The sequence below is a fragment of the Duganella levis genome (assembly GCF_009857605.1).
Taxonomy (GTDB): domain Bacteria; phylum Pseudomonadota; class Gammaproteobacteria; order Burkholderiales; family Burkholderiaceae_D; genus Rugamonas; species Rugamonas levis.
Genome location: NZ_WWCT01000008.1, coordinates 182870 through 199319 on the forward strand (window position 1 = coordinate 182870; position 16450 = coordinate 199319).

Genomic DNA, 16450 nt, shown 5'->3' on the forward strand with positions numbered 1-16450 from the left:
GATTGCAACAAGGACTGATCATGAAAATCCTGGTGATAGAAGACGAACCCAAGGCCGGCGAATACCTGCGCACCGGCCTGACAGAATCCGGCTACGTGGTGGACCTGGCCTGCAACGGCAAGGACGGCCTGCACATGGCGCACGAATTCCGCTACGACCTGATCTTGCTGGATGTGATGATGCCGGAGATGGATGGCTGGGACGTGATGCGCCAGCTGGATAAATCGGCCGGCGTGCCGGTGCTGTTCCTGACGGCGCGCGGCACGCTGGAGGACAAGCTCAAGGGACTGGAGCTCGGTGCGGAAGATTATCTGGTCAAGCCGTTTTCATTTGCGGAACTGCTGGCGCGCATTCGTGTCGCCCTGCGTCGCGGCAGCCAGCAGCGCGCGGACGATATGCTGCGCATCGCCGATCTGGAGATCGACGTGCCGAAGCGCCGCGTGGTGCGCGGCGATCAACGCATCACGCTGACCAACAAGGAATTCGCGCTGTTGCAGTTCTTTGTGCAGAACCAGGGACAAGTGCTGTCCCGTTCCCTGATCGCCTCGCGCGTGTGGGACATGAACTTCGACAGCGACACCAATGTGGTGGATGTGGCGGTGCGCCGCCTGCGCCAGAAGATCGACGAACCCTTCGCCAAGCGCCTGATCCAGACCGTGCACGGCGTCGGCTATCGCTGCGAAGCGGAGGCGTGATGCGTCGCTCACTCGCCGCCCGTCTGGCGCTGCTGTTCGCCTGCCTGTCGTTTGCGGTGCTGGCGGCGGTTGGCGCGGTGCTGTACAAATCGCTGGCGCGACAATTGGCCGACCGCGACGATGCCGCGCTGGTCGCCCGCGTGGAACAGATCCGCACGCTGCTACAGGAGGCCGACCTGATTTCGCTGATTCACCAGAAGCCGCAACTGTTCGCCAATATGCTGGGCAATCGCGAAGCCTTGCTGGTGCTGCGCTTTGCCGGACAGGCGCCGCTGATCGAGGTGAATCCCAGCCGCACGCCGGTGCCGGTGGTGATGCCGGTGCGGACCAGTTCGCCGCTGGCGCTGACCGACGTCCAGCATGCGCAGGAACGCGATGGCATCCCGTTTTCAGTGCTGGCCATCTCGACCGCCATTTCCGGCTCGCCGCAAGACCTGGAAATCGTCGCCGGCCGCTTGATGACAGAACGCAGCCGCGTATTGAAGGCATATCGCAACGAGATCCTGCTGGTGGCGTCGAGCGCGGCCCTCCTGCTGGCCTGCCTGGCCTGGTGGGGCGCGCGGCGCGGGCTGCGACCGCTGCGGGCGGTGGCACGCCAGACCGCCGGCATCGGCGTGCGCAACCTGTCGACCCGCATCGACGCGCAGGACGCGCCGCGCGAACTGGCGCCGCTGATCGACGGCTTCAACGGCATGCTGGACCGGCTGGATCGCAGCTTCACGCAACTGAGCCAGGTCTCGGCCGACATGGCGCATGACTTGCGCACGCCGATCGGCAATCTGCTGGGCCAGACCGAAGTGGCGCTGGGCCAGAAGCGCGACGTCGCCTACTACGAGAAACTGCTGGGTTCCAATTTTGAGGAATTGCAGCGGCTATCCAAGATGACTGACAACATGCTGTTCCTGGCGCGCGCCGAGAACGCGGACAACGCCATCGCCCGCAAGCGCCTGCCGCTGGCCGATGAAATGGAGCGCATGGTCGATTATTTCGAGGGCGTGGCCGAGGAGCGCGAGGTGCGCATTGCGTTGCATGGCGACGGCATCGTCTGGGCCGACCAGACCTTGCTGCGGCGCGCACTGGGCAACTTGATGGCCAACGCGGTGCGCTATGCCGAGCCGGGATCGATCATTGTGCTGTCGGCAGTGGCGCATGCCGGCGGCATCGACCTTAGCGTCGAAAACCGTGGCCCGACCATTCCGCCGCAGCACCTGGCGCGCATCTTCGACCGCTTCTACCGTGCCGATCCGGCCCGTGCCGATTCGGCGACGTCCAGCGGCCTGGGGCTGTCGATCGTGCGCAGCATCATGACCCTGCACCAGGGACGCTGGCAGGCCACCAGCCAGGATGGCGTGACCCGCTTTACACTGCGCTTTCCGCACGAGCCGGCGTAAGCGGCGCGGCCTCGGTCTCAGCTTCGCAGCGGTAGCCAACGCCGTGCACGGTATGGATCAGGCGCATGGCAAACGGCGCGTCGATCTTCTGGCGCAGGCGGCGCACGGCGACGTCGACCACGTTGGTGTCGCTGTCGAAGTTCATGTCCCAGACGCGCGAGGCGATCAGCGAGCGCGACAACGCCAGTCCCTGGTGCTCGACGAAGAAGGTCAGCAGCGTGAATTCCTGGTTGGTCAGCGTAAGCCGCTGGCCGGCGCGGGTTACCCGCCGCGTCAGCACATCGACATGCAGGTCGGCGATGCGCAAACCGTCTTCCGGCCGGCCGTGGTTGTTTCGGCGCAGCGCGACGCGGATGCGCGCCAGCAGTTCGGCGAAGGAAAACGGCTTGCCCAGGTAGTCTTCGGCGCCCAGTTCCAGGCCCTTGAGGCGGTCGGCCAGCTCGTCGCGCGCCGACAGGAAAATCACCGGCGCGGCCGGCGACGGGCCAAGCTGCCGCATCACTTCCCAGCCGTCCATGCCGGGCATGCTCACGTCCAGCAGGATCAGGTCGTAGTGCAGGGTGGTGGCCAGGTGCAGGCCGTCCTGGCCGTTGCGGGCCAGATCGACCACATAGCCCGATTCGTCCAGGCCGGCACGCAGATAGTCGCCGGTCCTGGGGTCATTTTCGATCACCAGGATTTTCATCGGAGGCGGCCGCAGTGACTCAGCCGACTTGCGCGCGCGGATCGTCCAGGTGCTGGCGGGCGACGTCGTAGCGCACGCCCTGGCGGTCGAGGATGCGGACGTTCTGCACCACGGTGGACAGCGCGGTCAGGAAGGTCGCGGCCTGCTCATGGTGCAGGTAGGCGGCCTCGTCGGCCCAGCCTTCCACCAGATGGAAGGCGTTCGGATCGGTCAGGTCCGGCGCAAACGCGTAATAGATACAGCCCGGCATCTTGCGCGCCGCCGTCATGTCCGGGATCACGGCGTCGATGAAGGTCTGGCGGTCGTCGGGATGGACGCGGTAGTAGGCCGCCACCACGATCTGGGTCGGCAGATTCTTGTCATGGTCGGCGACGGACTGGCCGTGGTCGGGAAATTGGGCGCTGTAGTTGGTGCTTTCGGTGGTGTTCATTGTTGCTCCTTTGAAGTAAAACGGTTGGGTTAAGCGACTTCCACCATCACCAGCTCGCTGTCCTGCAGGGCGATGATGTGCGTGGCTTCGACGCCGAGGATCACCGCGCCGTCGCCCATCGTCATGATTTCGCCGTCGATGTCGATGCGGCCGGACGCCACCACCAGATAGGCCTGGCGTGCCAGGCCGAGCGGATGGCGCAGGTAGTCGCCGGCCTTCAGCATGGCGCTCAGCACGCGGGCGTCGGCGTTGATTGGCAGCGCCGCCTCGTCGCCGGGCAGGCCGCTGGCCAGCACCGTGAAGCCGTTGCCCGGCTCGCGCGGAATAGGCCGCGTTTCCCAGCGCGGCTCGGCGTCCGGCGTGCGCGGTTTCAGCCAGATCTGGTACAGCCGCAGCGGCACCTTGCCGTGGTTGGCTTCCGCATGGCGGATGCCGGTGCCGGCGCTCATCACCTGCACTTCGCCGCCGTGCAGCAGTCCTTCGGAGCCGAGGCTGTCGCGGTGCTGGAGCACGCCATGGCGCACGTAGCTGACGATTTCCACCGCGCGGTGGCCATGCATGGGGAAGCCGGCGCCGACGGCTACCTCATCATCGTTCCAGACGTAGAGCGGGCCGAGCGCGCTGTGCTCCGGGTTGCCTTGGGGATCGACGCGGAAATGGTAGCTGGCGCGCAGCCAGGGCAGGGTATTGCGGTCGAGCGACTTGTAGCGGCGATGTAAAAGCATGGATTCCTCACTAACGAGGAATCCAGTGTATTTTGTGCAGCCCGCTGTGTAAATTGGGAGAAAGTGGAATCACTATCCATGTAGCTGCACAATAAACGCGTTCTGCTGTCATCTATTTGTAATCCTTGCGTCATGGCTTGGTCACCCTCTGGTTTTTATAGTGGGGACTAATTAACCCAAGGAGAAAATGATGGCTGATACACCGGAAAATTTACACCGCAGGAATACCCTGCTTCAGGCTGTGCGCTTGTCCGTGGCCGGCACTTTTGCCGCTTCCGGCGCGGCCGCGCTGGCTAGTCCCGCCGCGCCGGATGAGGCAGCGGCGGCGACCGCCGAGAAAGCCATCGATACGCTGGAAGGCACGTATGGCACGCACAAAGGCCAGCGGCGCAACCATACCAAAGGCATCGGCGCGATGGGCACCTTTGTCGGCAATCCGGCGGCGGCGGCGCCGTACTCGCGTTCGCTGCTGTTTTCGGGGGCGCCGATTGATGTGGTGGCGCGCTTCTCCATCGCCGGCGGCAATCCCAAGGTGGAGGACAAGGAGAAAAGCACGCGCGGACTGGGGCTGGAGTTCCGTCTGCCGGACGGCGGCATGCATCACATCACCATGCTGAATACGCCGATGTTTTTCGCCCGCATGCCGGCCACCTTCATTGCCAAGTTTGCCGCCGTCAAGCCGGACCCGGCCACCGGCAAGCCGATGCCGGAGAAGGTCAAGGCGTTCAACGCCACTCATCCGGACGCCGCATCGCAAACCATGTTCCTGACCGAGCACAATCCGCCGCCGAGCTATGCCAACAGTGCTTTCTACGGCATCCATACCTTCAAGTTCGTCAACAAGGCGAATCATGTTACGCTGGTGCGCTGGCGCTTTGTGCCGCGCGATGGCGAGAAAAGCCTGAGCGATGCGGAAATGGCGTCGGCGCCGGATGATTTCCTGTACGCGGCGCTAACCGAGCGCCTCAAGCACGGGCCGGTCAAGTGGGACATGCTGGTGGCCATCGGCGAACCGGGCGATTCGGAAACCGATCCGACCGTGCTGTGGCCGAAGGAGCGCAAGGAAATCAACGTCGGCACGCTGACGCTGACCTCGGCCGCGCCACCGGAAACCGCCGCCAGCAACCGCATCAATTTCGACCCGCTGGTGATGGCGGACGGCATCCTGCCGACCGAAGATCCGATCCTGCTGTTCCGCTCGCCGTCCTACGCCTATTCGTACGCGCGGCGCCAGAGCGAAGGCTGAACGCAAGCGGCCCCGCCGTTGTCCCGGCTGGGCCATGCTTCAGCCATCAGGCTTTAGCTTGCAGCAGCTCGACTTGTCGCGAGGCCAGCAGCGGCACGGCGCGGCCGACCACCAGCGACTGGTAGTGGGCGGACTGGCGGTGCGCTTCCAGTGCCGCGTCGTCGCGGTAGTGTTCCAGCAGCAGCAGGCTGTGCGGCGAATCGACGCCCCGGTAGATTTCGTAGCCGAGGCAGCCTGGTTCGGCCAGCGTCTGCGGCCGCACTTCGGCCAGGATCGCCATCACCTCGCCGAGGTTGCCGTCGGCCGGCTGCCAGCGCGCCACCACCGTGATCACCCCGGCGCTCATTGCGCTGCTCCTTGCAGGGCTTTGACGATTTCCTGCGCCATGGCGCTGCTGGAACCCGGATTCTGGCCGGTGATCAGGCGGCCATCGACCACCACGTTTTCCTGCCAGACGGCGGCGGCGGAAAAATCGGCGCCTTCAGCGCGCAGCGCGGTTTCCAGGTTGAACGGCACGTCGGCCTGGGCGTAGCCGGCTTCTTCGTCATTCGAGAACGAGGTCAGCTTGCGGCCGTAGACCAGCGGCGTGCCGTCGTCCAGCTTGACGCCGAGCAGGGCGGCCGGACCGTGACAGACGGCGGCGACGATCTTGCCGGCATTCCAGGCGCGCAGCACGGCGGCTTTGACGTCGGCGTCTTGGGCGATGTCGACCATCGGGCCCAGGCCGCCTGGGAAGAAGATGGCGTCATAGTCGCGCACATCCACTTCCGACAGCTTGCGGCTGTGGTTCAGGCGGCGGATGGCGGCGCTGTTGCGGAACGCCAGTTGCGACGGGTCGGCGGCGTCATAGCCGTCTTCGGGAATCGCACCGCCCAGCGGCGAGGCGTATTCCACTGCAATGCCGGCGTGGTCCAGCACTTCGTATGGGTGGGCGACTTCCGGGAAGAAATAGCCGGTGGCGCGTTTGTGTGGGCCGATTTCAGCGGCGTTTGTCAAAATAAACAATACGTGTTTGGTAGTCATGGCAAGCTCCTGTTTGGTTTATTGTCCGCAGTGCGTCGCGGTTGAACTAACTATAGGAGTGTCTGGCCCGTCCCGGTAGATACTGCTAGGATGACGCAATGTCAAAAAAATTAATACAATCATGAGTGACCCGTCACCGATCCTCGATGAATTGCGGGCCATGGCGGTGTTTGCCACCGTGGTGCGCAGCGGCAGTTTTGCCGCCGCCGCGCGTGCGCTAGGCCTGACCCGCGCCGTGGTCAGCCATCACATCCGCGCGCTGGAAGCCAAGCTGGGCGTGCCGCTGGCGCAGCGCAGTACCCGCAGCTTCAGCCTGACGCCGGCCGGCGAAGCTTTCCGCGTGCATTGCGAAAGGCTGCTGGACGAGGCGCACGATGGTATTCGCGGCATGGAGTTGCTGCGGGCCGAGCCGCGCGGCGAGGTGCGCATCACCTGTTCGCACCACTTCGGCAGCAAGCGCATCCTGCCGGCGCTGCTGGAATTCCGCCGCCGCTATCCGGCCATCCGGCTGCATGTGTCGATGAACGACGCCAATGTCGACCTGGTGCAGCAGGGTATCGAGCTGGCGGTGCGGGCCGGGCCGTTGCCGGATTCGTCGCTGGTGGCGCGGCGGCTGGTGCGCGAGCCGACCATGCTGTGCGCATCGCCGGCCTATCTGCGCCGCTACCGCGCGCCGCTGACCACGGCCGAACTGGAGCAGCATCGCTGGGTGGTCTATCCGCCCACCCAGCGCGGCCTGACGGTGCGCGTCGACGGCAAGGAGATCCAGGTGCCGGTGCGTGGCGACGTGGTGACCGACAGCGCAGCGTCGCGGCTGGCGTTTGTGCTGGCCGGCGACGGTATCGCGCGCCTGCCGGCGTATGACGCCGCCGCGCTGCTGGCTTCGGGCGACCTGGTGCGGGTGTTGCCGGAGGTTGAGACCGCGGCGCTGGAGATTTTTCTGGTCCACTCGCAGCGCATCGGCCCCAGCGCCCGGCTGCTGCGCGATTTCCTGCTGGCGGCAGGGCCGGACGAGGGATGAGCAAGGGGAACATTTCCGGAGAGATAATCAAAGTAGGGCAATCATGGCAGCCAGTTAACAGCTTTACATGAATTTACGTGGTATTTGGGTGATAATTTCCTTCCGGTAATTTGTTTCCATGTGGGAATTTGATAGTATTTGCTGACCCCTTCTGCTTTTCCTGCGAGACCGCCATGTCCCTGTTTTCCCGCCACAGTCGTTTAGCTGTACCGCTGACCTGCATCGCCGCATTGCTGAGCGCCTGCGGCGGCAGCACCACCGATAGCACGGCCAATACAGCCCAGTTGCAGGCCGCGCCGCTGGCCACTGCCACCACCATCCTGCAGCTTGATCCGGCCACGTTGCCGGAAGCCGATGCGCAGCAGTTGGCGGTGCCGGCGTTCCACATGGCGCCGGTGTTGCTGGAGACGCCGACTGACGCCGCCGCCGACGCGGCCGCGCCAGCCACCGTGCATACGCAAACCGTGCCGACCGAATTTCGTGGCATCAGCTCGCGCCGCCTGACGCTGCAAGGCTTGCGCCAGGTGCAAGCGGCCCGTAGCCTGAGCGCCGCCGACAGCGCCAGCAGCACCGACAGCAGCGCCGCGCCGCTGGCCACCACCACCACGGTGGCGACCTACACGCCGGCGCAGATCCGCGCCGCTTACGGCCTGCCGACGCTGCCGGCCAGCTACACCGGCCTGACCGCCGCGCAGGCAGCCCAGCTCGGCGCAGGCCAGACCATCTACATCGTCGACGCCCAGCACAATCCGAACGTGGCAGCCGAGCTGTCCGCGTTCAACACCAAATTCAGCCTGCCAGCCTGCACCACCAAAACGGTGGCCACCACAGCCAGCCTGCCGCTGGCGACCGCGTCGTCGTCGGCCTGCGAACTGTCGGTGGTGTACAGCACCGCTGCCGGCGGCATGACCGCCACCGCGCCGACCTATGATTCCGGCTGGGCCACCGAGATTGCGCTGGACGTGCAGTGGGCCCACGCCACCGCGCCGCTGGCGCGCATCGTGCTGATCGAAGCATCCAGCTCCAGCTACAACAACCTGCTGGGCGGCATCAAGCTGGCCAACGCAATGGGGCCGGGGATTGTGTCGATGAGCTTTGGCGGCAGCGAGAGCAGCGGCACCAGTTCGGCCGAGAGCGCGTTCGCGGCCAGCGGCATGACTTATCTGGCTGCCACCGGCGACTCCGGCGCCGCCGTATCGTGGCCGTCGTCGTCGGCCAAAGTGCTGGCGGTGGGCGGCACCACGCTGACCTACACCGGCGGCACCCGCTCGGAAGTGGTGTGGTCCAGCACCGGCGGCGGCGTCAGTGCGTATGTGGCGACGCCTAGCTATCAAAGCACTGCCGTGCCCGGCATGGGCAGCGCGGTGCGCCGCACGGTGGCCGACGTCGCCTTCAACGCCGACCCTAACAGCGGCCAGTACGTAGCCGTGATCGCCTCCGGTAGCACCACCGTCAAGTGGGCCAGCGTCGGCGGCACCAGCCTGGCGACGCCGCAATGGGCCGGCCTGATCGCCGTCAGCAATGCGCTGCGCGCCGTCAACGGCAAGGCCGCGCTGGGTGCGCCGCATGTGGCGCTGTACACCAATATCTCCACCGTGCCGGGCACTTACGCCAGTACGTTCGCCGATATCACCAAGGGCAGCCACGGTACGTGCTCGGCCTGTAGCGGCGAAGTCGGCTACGATCAGGCCACCGGCCTGGGCACGCCGAACGCCACCGCGCTGCTGTCGACCTTGTCCGGTTTGACGGTGCAGACCGCGCCGGTGGTTGCCGCCGCCAGCATCAGCGGCAAGGCCGGCACTGCGTTGAGCTTTACCGTGGCGGTGACCGCCAGCAATGCGGTGACCTACACGCTGAGCGGCGCGCCGTCCGGCATGAGCATCAGCAGCGCCGGCGTAGTCAGTTGGGCGACGCCGGTGGCCGGCACCTATAGCGTGACCGTCACCGCCAAGGACAGCAAGACCGGCTTGAGCGGCCAGGGCGTGTACACGGTGACGATTGCGGCTGCCACCAGCACGACTACTACTACCACCACGACCACCGCCGGCAGCGGCCCGGTCATCAAGGCCACCACCATGAGCGGCGTCGCCGGCCGCGCGCTGAGCGGCACCATCAGCATCAGCGACGCCACCAGCAAATCGATCTCGGTCAGCATCTCCGGCGCACCGCTGGGCATGAGCTTCCAGGTCAGTGGCATGCAGATTGTGGCCAACTGGGCCTCGCCGCAGACCGGCAGCTATACGCTCAAAGTGGTCGCCACCGACGGCAACGGCGCCAGCGCTTCGCTCTCGGTCCCAGTGACGGTGAACGCCCGCTAAGCCGCACCAGCACTCAGCTCCAGCCCGGCCTCGCGCCGGGCTTTTTTACGTCTGTCCCTCCCAAAGCGGGATGGCGGGGGTCTGCGGACAGCGCTACATTCTGTTATAGTTCTGCAATAATTGGTCTGACCAATTGTGTTTTGGTCAGGCCATAATTACATATATGTACTATTAACAAGTAATAAATTAAGCAGTAAGCAGCGCCTGTTGACGGGGCTGTCCTCCTCACTCTCACTACACGCTACCTATGTCCAAAGACAAATTCAGTCCGTCTCGCCGGACGATACTCATGGCGACTGCAGCGGCCGTTCCTCTCGTTTCCGTGCCGGTCTACCGCGCTGCCCGCGCCGACGGCCTGGAAGGCGTTGAACTGGCGCAGTACCAGCCTGTCTTCTTCTCGGCAGCCGAATGGCAATTCCTGCTGGCCGCCTGCGACCGCCTGATTCCGGCCGAAGGCCGTGGTCCCGGCGCGCTGGAAACCAATGTGCCGGTGTTCATCGACCAGCAGCTGCACAACGGCCTCGGCGACGATGTCTACATGGCCGGTCCGCACAAGACCGACGCGCCGCCGACGCTGGGCTTCCAGGGCACCTTCACGCCGCAGCAGTCCTACCGTACCGGTATCAAGCTGGCGCAGCAAGTCGCGCAGCAGAAACACGGCAAGCCGTTCGAGCAACTGGCGCCGGCCGACAAGGACGCCCTGCTGACCGCGCTGCAAAAGAACGAGATCGTGTTTGCCGACCTCGGCGAACCGGGCCTGAAGGCGTCGTCGTTCTTCAACCAGATGCTGGGCGACGCCAAGAACGGCTATCTGGCCGACCCTATGTACGGCGGCAACAAGGACATGAAGGCCTGGGTGGCGATCGGCTTCCCCGGCGCCCGCGCGGCATACACGGAATGGGTCGACCAGCACAACGTGAAGTACCCGTTGGGTCCGGTCAGCGTCAGCGGCAAGCGTGCTTAAAAAGAAGAAAGTTAAAAATGCCAAACATCACTAACGACGAAGTAGACGTCGTCATCGTCGGCCTCGGTTGGGCCGGCTCCATCATGGCCATCGAACTGGCCAAAGAAGGTCTGAAAGTACGCGCGCTGGAGCGCGGCCCGGACCGTCCGCCGGAAGATTTCGCCTACCCGAAACCAGCCGACCAGTACGCCTACGCGATCAAGAACAAGGTGTTCGCCACCCCGCGCGACGCCGCGCTGACGGTGCGCTACAACGACAGCGAAACCGCGCTGCCGACCCGCAAGTGGGGCGCGTTTGCGCCCGGCACCGGTGTCGGCGGCTCCGGCCTGCACTGGACCGGCGTGCTGATCCGCCCTACCACCACCGACCTCAAGCTCAAGACCTACGCCGACCACGCCTACAAGCGCGGCTCGCTGGACCCGGACATGCGCATCAAGGACTTCCCGTTCACCTGGGATGAGATCGAACCGTTCTACGACAAGTTCGACAAGATCTGCGGCCTGTCCGGCAACACCGGCAACCTGAAGGGCGTGATCCAGCCGGGCGGCGATCCGTTCGAAGGCCCGCGTTCCAGCCCGTATCCGCTGCCGGCGCTGCACGACACCTACAACAGCTCGCTGTTCGCGGCCACCGCGAAAAAGATGGGCTACCATCCGTTCCCGAATCCGTCGGCCAACGTCTCGCAGGCGTGGACCAACCCGTACGGCGCACAGCTGGCGCCGTGCAACTACTGCGGCTACTGCTCCAAGTACCCGTGCCTGAACTATTCGAAAGCCTCGCCGCAGACCACCATCCTGGACGTGGTCAAGCGCATGCCGAACTTCAGCTACCGCGCCAACGCCAACGTCATCCGCGTCGACCTGCATGCCGACAAGAAGACCGCCAAGGGCGTGACCTATATCGACGAGAACAAGAATGAAGTGTTCCAGCCGGCCAAGATCGTCATCCTGTCCAGCTTCCAGTTCGCCAACGTGCGCCTGATGATGTTGTCGGGTATCGGCCAGATCTACAATCCGCTGACCGAGACCGGCACCATCGGCCGCAACTACGCCTTCCTGAGCAATGGCGACGCGACGCTGTTCTTCAAGGACAAGCACTTCAACCCGTTCGCCACCGCCGGCGCCACCGGCGAAATGTTCAACGACATCTCGCCCGGCAACTTTGAAGACGGCATCAAACTGGGTTTCATCGGCGGCGCCAAGATCCACAGCTCGCAAGCGACCGGCGCACCGATCGGCACCTCGCTGCCGAAGGGCACGCCAGGCTGGGGCAAGGGCTGGAAAGAAGGCATGGTCGACTGGTATGGCCGCTCGATGAAAATCGGCATCACCACCACCTGTCAGTCGTACCGTGGCCACCACCTGGACCTCGATCCGAACTACAAGGATCCTTGGGGCCAGCCGCTGCTGCGCATGACTTTCGACTGGCGCCAGAACGAACTGAAACTGCAACGCTATCTGCGCGACATCGTGCTGGGCATTGCCAAGGAACTGGGCCCGGACTCGATCAGCGAAAACTTCCTGGCGCTGGATTCGCACTGGGACATCACCAAGTACGTGTCGACCCACAACGTGGGCGGCGCCATCATGGGCGATTCGCCGCGCGACTCGGCGCTGAACCGCTACCTGCAATCGTGGGACGTGCACAACGTGTTCGTGCCGGGCGGTAATGCCTTCCCGCAGAACTTCCAGGCCAATCCCACCGCGACCATCGGCGCCATCACGCTGTTTGCCGCGGAAGCGATCAAGAACCAATACCTGAAAAACCCTGGCCCGCTGGTGCAAGTATGATGAACAAACTGACGCAATTCCTCACCACGGCAGTGCTGGCGCTGGCCGGCGCCGCTGCCAACGCGGCGCCTGATCAAGCGTTGATTCAGCGCGGCGAATACCTGGCGCGCGCCGGTGACTGTATCGCCTGCCACAGCGCGGCCGGCAAGCCGGCGTTTGCCGGCGGCTTGGCCATCGACAGCGGCCACGGCATCATTTACTCGACCAACATCACGCCGGACAAGCAGCACGGCATCGGCACGTATTCGGAGAAGCAATTCGCCGACGCCGTGCGCAAGGGCGTGCGCGCCGATGGCACGCACCTGTATCCGGCCATGCCGTACACCAGCTACGCCAAGGTCAACGATGCCGACATCAAGGCGCTGTACGCGTTCTTCCAGTCGGGCGTGAAGCCGGCAGCGTATGACCCGCCGGCTACCAAGATGAACTTCCCGTTCAATATGCGCTGGGGCATGGGCGTGTGGAACTACCTGTTTGCCGACACCAAACCGTTCGTGGCGCAAGCCGGCTGGAGCGACAAGGTCACGCAGGGCGCGTATCTGGTGGAAGGCCTGGGTCACTGCTCCAGCTGTCACACGCCGCGCGGCTTCGCGATGAACGAGAAAGCCGGCAACAGCGGCCAGGAGAAATTCCTCGCCGGCGGTGAGCTGAACGACTGGCCGGTGCCATCGCTGCGCGGCCTGCCGCGCTGGAGCGAAGCGCAGATCGTCGACTACCTGCAAACCGGCCGCAACCACGGTTCTGCGGTGGCGGGAGAGATGACGTCGGTGGTCGAGCACAGCACCTCGCAGCTGCAGGACGCCGATCTGCAAGCGGTGGCGGCCTACCTCAAGCAGTTGACGCCGGTGCCGCCACGCGGTCCGGCCGTCAAGCCGCAGGGCAAGGAAGAAACCGCGCGCAAGCTGACGGCCGCCGTCAACCTGACGCTGGGCGAACGCCTGTACCTGGACAACTGTGCCGCCTGTCACTTTGTGAACGGCAAGGGGGCCAGCCGCGTGTTCCCTGAGCTGGATGGAGCGACCGTGATCAATGCGGACAATCCGACCGCGCTGGTCAACGTGGTGCTGCACGGCGCGCGCACGCCATCGACCGAGAAGGCGCCGTCGATCCTGGTGATGCCAGGCTTCTCGCGCCGCTTGAGCGATGCCGAAGTCGCCTCGCTGGCGACCTTCCTGCGCCAGGGCTGGAGCAACAGCGCCGACAGCGTTTCCGAACGCGACGTCGCCAAGATCCGCGCCAAAGCAATTCAATAAGCCTCACTCACACTCGCCCGGCACGCGCCGGCGAGTGCCTGCCTTATAAGCTTTTCGCCTTTGTGAAGTCGTTTTTATTCGTTTTGTTTCACATTAACGAATCGTATGCTGGCGTCTATCGCCATCAACGCACAAAGGTGTTTCATGTCAGAACCTGTACCCGATCTGCCGTCTGCCGGCGGCGTGCCGCCCGCCGTCGCGTGGGAGTTGTTTTCCAGCGGCCGCGCCTTGCTGGTCGATGTGCGCACCGCCGAGGAGCGTAAATTCGTCGGCCATGTGCCGAACAGCCTGCACGTGCCGTGGGCCACCGGCACCGCGCTGACCCGCAATCCCCGCTTCGCCCGCGAGCTGGAAGCCAAGATCGGCGGCAAGGATACGGTGGCGCTGCTGCTGTGCCGCAGCGGCAAGCGTTCGCTGCTGGCGGCGGAGGCGGCGGCCAAGGCCGGCCTGACCAAGGTCTTCAATGTGTTGGAAGGTTTTGAAGGCGAAATCGATGCGCAGCAACATCGCGGCAAGGCCGACGGCTGGCGCTTCCACAGCCTGCCATGGATACAGGACTGACGCCCATGGCCACCTTCGACATCAGCGGCATCGTGCAATCGCTGCACGACGCGCGCCACAGCTGGCGCCAGGCCCAGAGCCGCAACAGCGAAGCCGGCAACCGCGAGTTTCCATCGCGCGATGCCTTGTCCTCCATCCTCGATTGCCTGAAGGGCGTGCTGTTCCCGATGCGCCTGGGGCCGCCCGACCTGCGCCAGGAAAGCGAAAACTTCCACGTCGCCCACGCTCTCGATGCCTCGCTGCACGCCTTGCTGCATCAAGTGAAGCGGGAGCTTGCCTACAACGCCAACTTGCGCGGCGAGGCCGGCCGTCCAGTTGATGAAGCGGCGCTGGCCGCGGTGCGCGCCTTTGCCGCCGCCTTGCCCGCCATCCGTACCTTGCTCGATAGCGATGTGCTGGCCGCCTACCAGGGCGATCCGGCCGCGCGCAGTGTCGATGAGGTGCTGCTGTGCTATCCCGGCGTGCTGGCGATGATTCATTACCGGCTGGCGCACCAGCTCTACACGCTGGGCTTGCCGCTGCTGGCGCGCATCGTTGCCGAGCTGGCGCACAGCGCGACCGGCATCGACATCCATCCCGGCGCGCAGATCGGCGCCGGCTTCTTCATCGACCATGGCACCGGCGTGGTGATCGGCGAGACCGCCGTCATCGGCGAGCGGGTGCGCGTCTATCAGGCGGTGACCTTGGGCGCCAAGCGCTTCCCCACCGACGCCGAGGGCAATCTGCAAAAAGGTTTGCCGCGCCACCCGGTGGTGGAAGACGACGTGGTGATCTACGCCGGCGCCACCATCCTCGGCCGTATCACGCTGGGCAAGGGCGCCGTCATCGGCGGCAATGTGTGGCTGACACATGACGTGCCAGCCGGCGGCCGCGTGGCGCAGGCCGAGTCGCGCGAGGGTGCTTTCGCCAACGGCATTGGTGCCGCATGAGTACCGGCGTGTCGTGCGCGCTGGCACGCAGCTTCGGCCTCGGCGTGCGGCAACTGCGCGAGGCGCAGGGCTGGTCGCAGGAGCGGCTGGCGGAAAACTCCAACCTCAACCGTTCCTACATCGGCGAAATCGAGCGCGGTGTGGTGATCGCCTCGCTGCTGACGGTGGAGAAACTGTCGGCCGCTCTCAACCTGTCGCCGGCGGCGCTGCTGACGCATGGCGAGAATTTACGTCAGACCGCGTCGGCTTGATGGCTATAGCCTGTTGAGCCCGGGCGGCTGGCACCGCACACTATTCCAGTTACTTTCTTTAACTAATTCAGATCGGAGTCACGATGTCGGCAACAGTTGGTGGGACCACGGCGCTGGGCGATAACGCCGCGCGGCAATTAGCAAACGCAACCAAGACCGCTCCCCAGCTGTCGACCATCAGCCCGCGCTGGCTGACCCATCTGCTGCAATGGGTGCCGGTCGAGGCCGGTATCTACCGCCTCAACCAGGTGAAGAATCCGGAAGCGATCAAGGTCACCTGCACCGCGCGCGAGGAAGAGAACCAGCTGCCGCGCACCTATGTCGATTACGAAGAACATCCGCGCGAGTTTTTCCTCAATGCCGTCTCGACCATCCTCGACGTGCATACCCGCGTGTCCGATCTGTACAGCAGCCCGCATGACCAGATCAAGGAACAACTGCGCCTGACCATCGAAACGATCAAGGAAAACCAGGAATCCGAGCTGATCAACAACCCGGATTACGGCCTGCTGGCGCAAGTAACCGATGAGCAACGCATCTTCCCGCTGACCGGTGCGCCGACGCCGGACGATCTGGACGAACTGCTGACCAAGGTGTGGAAAGAGCCGGCCTTCTTCCTGACCCATCCGCTGGCGATCGCCGCGTTTGGCCGCGAGGCGACCCGCCGCGGCACGCCGCCGCCGACCATCAGCCTGTTCGGCTCGCAGTTCATCACCTGGCGCGGCATTCCGCTGATTCCGTCGGACAAGGTGCCGGTGGCCGATGGCAAGTCGAAGATCATCCTGCTGCGCGTGGGCGACAAGCGCCAGGGCGTGGTCGGCCTGTTCCAGCCGGGTTTGCCGGGCGAACAGAGTCCGGGCCTGTCGGTGCGCTTCATGGGCATCAACAACCACGCGATTTCGTCCTACCTGATTTCGCTGTACTGCTCGCTGGCGGTGCTGACGCCGGACGCGCTGGCCGTGCTCGATGACGTGGAAATCGGCAAGTACCACGACTATCCAGACACCTATAAATAAGGCGCGCCGTGAGCCATCCAACTCCTTCTCTGCCGGTGGCGTCAGCGCCGGCCGGCGCACCGTTCGATCCGGCGGCGCTGGCGCGGCTGGCCAACGAGCTGTTCCAGGCGTCGCCGGGGGCATCGGCTTCGCCTGCGCTGGGCGCAGCCGGG

At 64.8% G+C, this 16450-nt stretch carries 17 protein-coding genes; 12 read left to right on the forward strand and 5 right to left on the reverse strand.

All coding sequences use genetic code 11. The features are described from left to right. The first annotated feature begins 20 nt into the window (after window positions 1-20). Both GTP69_RS12655 and GTP69_RS12660 read left to right on the forward strand, forming a co-directional pair. Window positions 21-695, forward strand: a complete 675-nt coding sequence (locus tag GTP69_RS12655) for a heavy metal response regulator transcription factor (RefSeq protein ID WP_161055231.1) — start codon at window positions 21-23, stop codon at window positions 693-695. Continuing rightward, entirely contained in the window at window positions 695-2086 is a 1392-nt protein-coding gene (locus GTP69_RS12660; protein WP_161055232.1) for a heavy metal sensor histidine kinase, read from the forward strand. The genes GTP69_RS12655 and GTP69_RS12660 overlap by 1 nt, the downstream gene beginning before the upstream one ends. Here GTP69_RS12660 and GTP69_RS12665 read toward each other — a convergent pair. Genes GTP69_RS12665 through GTP69_RS12675 form a run of 3 tightly spaced genes read right to left on the reverse strand, consistent with a single transcriptional unit; the run spans window position 2055 to window position 3926 of the window. Then, window positions 2055-2771, reverse strand: coding sequence for a heavy metal response regulator transcription factor (locus tag GTP69_RS12665; protein WP_161055233.1), 717 nt, complete (start codon window positions 2769-2771; stop codon window positions 2055-2057). The genes GTP69_RS12660 and GTP69_RS12665 overlap by 32 nt on opposite strands. A gap of 19 nt (window positions 2772-2790) precedes the next feature. Then, the gene (locus tag GTP69_RS12670; RefSeq protein WP_161055234.1) at window positions 2791-3201 is read right to left on the reverse strand and encodes a putative quinol monooxygenase; all 411 of its coding nucleotides are present in this window, start codon (window positions 3199-3201) and stop codon (window positions 2791-2793) included. Between the two features lie 29 nt (window positions 3202-3230). Beyond that, window positions 3231-3926: a pirin family protein gene (locus GTP69_RS12675; RefSeq protein ID WP_161055235.1), complete on the reverse strand. Its 696-nt coding sequence runs from the start codon at window positions 3924-3926 to the stop codon at window positions 3231-3233. Window positions 3927-4113: 187 nt separating this feature from the next. On the opposite strand from GTP69_RS12675, the gene GTP69_RS12680 reads away from it, so the two are divergent. Continuing rightward, window positions 4114-5172 (forward strand): catalase family peroxidase, encoded by a 1059-nt coding sequence (locus GTP69_RS12680; RefSeq protein ID WP_202424398.1) that lies wholly within the window; start codon window positions 4114-4116, stop codon window positions 5170-5172. 46 nt (window positions 5173-5218) lie between these two features. Here the strand turns inward: GTP69_RS12680 and GTP69_RS12685 are convergent, their stop codons facing one another. Then, a complete protein-coding gene (locus GTP69_RS12685; RefSeq protein WP_161055236.1) occupies window positions 5219-5518 on the reverse strand; it encodes a putative quinol monooxygenase in 300 nt (99 codons plus the stop codon). Continuing rightward, window positions 5515-6195, reverse strand: coding sequence for a type 1 glutamine amidotransferase domain-containing protein (locus tag GTP69_RS12690; RefSeq protein ID WP_161055237.1), 681 nt, complete (start codon window positions 6193-6195; stop codon window positions 5515-5517). The genes GTP69_RS12685 and GTP69_RS12690 overlap by 4 nt, the downstream gene beginning before the upstream one ends. Window positions 6196-6316: 121 nt before the next feature. On the opposite strand from GTP69_RS12690, the gene GTP69_RS12695 reads away from it, so the two are divergent. The 9 genes from GTP69_RS12695 (at window position 6317) to GTP69_RS12735 (ending at window position 16298) form a co-directional block, all read left to right on the forward strand. After that, window positions 6317-7216, forward strand: coding sequence for a LysR family transcriptional regulator (locus tag GTP69_RS12695; protein WP_161055238.1), 900 nt, complete (start codon window positions 6317-6319; stop codon window positions 7214-7216). A gap of 173 nt (window positions 7217-7389) precedes the next feature. Then, window positions 7390-9534 carry a S53 family peptidase gene (locus GTP69_RS12700; RefSeq protein WP_161055239.1) on the forward strand — a complete coding sequence of 715 codons (2145 nt, stop codon included), beginning with the start codon at window positions 7390-7392 and terminating at the stop codon, window positions 9532-9534. A gap of 247 nt (window positions 9535-9781) precedes the next feature. Further along, the gene (locus GTP69_RS12705) at window positions 9782-10498 is read left to right on the forward strand and encodes a gluconate 2-dehydrogenase subunit 3 family protein (RefSeq protein ID WP_161055240.1); all 717 of its coding nucleotides are present in this window, start codon (window positions 9782-9784) and stop codon (window positions 10496-10498) included. A gap of 17 nt (window positions 10499-10515) precedes the next feature. Next, a complete protein-coding gene (locus GTP69_RS12710) occupies window positions 10516-12288 on the forward strand; it encodes a GMC family oxidoreductase (RefSeq protein ID WP_161055241.1) in 1773 nt (590 codons plus the stop codon). Continuing rightward, on the forward strand, window positions 12285-13541 hold the full coding sequence (locus tag GTP69_RS12715) for a c-type cytochrome (RefSeq protein WP_229260920.1): 1257 nt from the start codon (window positions 12285-12287) through the stop codon (window positions 13539-13541). The genes GTP69_RS12710 and GTP69_RS12715 overlap by 4 nt, the downstream gene beginning before the upstream one ends. Before the next feature lie 144 nt (window positions 13542-13685). Then, on the forward strand, window positions 13686-14102 hold the full coding sequence (locus GTP69_RS12720; RefSeq protein WP_229260921.1) for a rhodanese-like domain-containing protein: 417 nt from the start codon (window positions 13686-13688) through the stop codon (window positions 14100-14102). Window positions 14103-14107: 5 nt separating this feature from the next. Then, window positions 14108-15031, forward strand: a complete 924-nt coding sequence (gene epsC / locus GTP69_RS12725; protein WP_161055255.1) for a serine O-acetyltransferase EpsC — start codon at window positions 14108-14110, stop codon at window positions 15029-15031. Beyond that, window positions 15028-15282 carry a helix-turn-helix domain-containing protein gene (locus tag GTP69_RS12730; RefSeq protein WP_161055243.1) on the forward strand — a complete coding sequence of 85 codons (255 nt, stop codon included), beginning with the start codon at window positions 15028-15030 and terminating at the stop codon, window positions 15280-15282. Before epsC ends, GTP69_RS12730 begins: the two co-directional genes overlap by 4 nt. An 83-nt stretch (window positions 15283-15365) precedes the next feature. Then, window positions 15366-16298, forward strand: a complete 933-nt coding sequence (locus tag GTP69_RS12735; protein ID WP_161055244.1) for a family 2A encapsulin nanocompartment shell protein — start codon at window positions 15366-15368, stop codon at window positions 16296-16298. Window positions 16299-16450: the final 152 nt, after the last annotated feature.

Bases quoted from the DNA above. Each gene is read 5' to 3' on its own strand.
- GTP69_RS12655 (WP_161055231.1), top strand. From the start codon at position 21: ATGAAAATCCTGGTGATAGAAGACGAACCCAAGGCCGGCGAATACCTG.
- GTP69_RS12660 (WP_161055232.1), top strand. From the start codon at position 695: ATGCGTCGCTCACTCGCCGCCCGTCTGGCGCTGCTGTTCGCCTGCCTG.
- GTP69_RS12665 (WP_161055233.1), bottom strand. From the start codon at position 2,771: ATGAAAATCCTGGTGATCGAAAATGACCCCAGGACCGGCGACTATCTG.
- GTP69_RS12670 (WP_161055234.1), bottom strand. From the start codon at position 3,201: ATGAACACCACCGAAAGCACCAACTACAGCGCCCAATTTCCCGACCAC.
- GTP69_RS12675 (WP_161055235.1), bottom strand. From the start codon at position 3,926: ATGCTTTTACATCGCCGCTACAAGTCGCTCGACCGCAATACCCTGCCC.
- GTP69_RS12680 (WP_202424398.1), top strand. From the start codon at position 4,114: ATGATGGCTGATACACCGGAAAATTTACACCGCAGGAATACCCTGCTT.
- GTP69_RS12685 (WP_161055236.1), bottom strand. From the start codon at position 5,518: ATGAGCGCCGGGGTGATCACGGTGGTGGCGCGCTGGCAGCCGGCCGAC.
- GTP69_RS12690 (WP_161055237.1), bottom strand. From the start codon at position 6,195: ATGACTACCAAACACGTATTGTTTATTTTGACAAACGCCGCTGAAATC.
- GTP69_RS12695 (WP_161055238.1), top strand. From the start codon at position 6,317: ATGAGTGACCCGTCACCGATCCTCGATGAATTGCGGGCCATGGCGGTG.
- GTP69_RS12700 (WP_161055239.1), top strand. From the start codon at position 7,390: ATGTCCCTGTTTTCCCGCCACAGTCGTTTAGCTGTACCGCTGACCTGC.
- GTP69_RS12705 (WP_161055240.1), top strand. From the start codon at position 9,782: ATGTCCAAAGACAAATTCAGTCCGTCTCGCCGGACGATACTCATGGCG.
- GTP69_RS12710 (WP_161055241.1), top strand. From the start codon at position 10,516: ATGCCAAACATCACTAACGACGAAGTAGACGTCGTCATCGTCGGCCTC.
- GTP69_RS12715 (WP_229260920.1), top strand. From the start codon at position 12,285: ATGATGAACAAACTGACGCAATTCCTCACCACGGCAGTGCTGGCGCTG.
- GTP69_RS12720 (WP_229260921.1), top strand. From the start codon at position 13,686: ATGTCAGAACCTGTACCCGATCTGCCGTCTGCCGGCGGCGTGCCGCCC.
- epsC (WP_161055255.1), top strand. From the start codon at position 14,108: ATGGCCACCTTCGACATCAGCGGCATCGTGCAATCGCTGCACGACGCG.
- GTP69_RS12730 (WP_161055243.1), top strand. From the start codon at position 15,028: ATGAGTACCGGCGTGTCGTGCGCGCTGGCACGCAGCTTCGGCCTCGGC.
- GTP69_RS12735 (WP_161055244.1), top strand. From the start codon at position 15,366: ATGTCGGCAACAGTTGGTGGGACCACGGCGCTGGGCGATAACGCCGCG.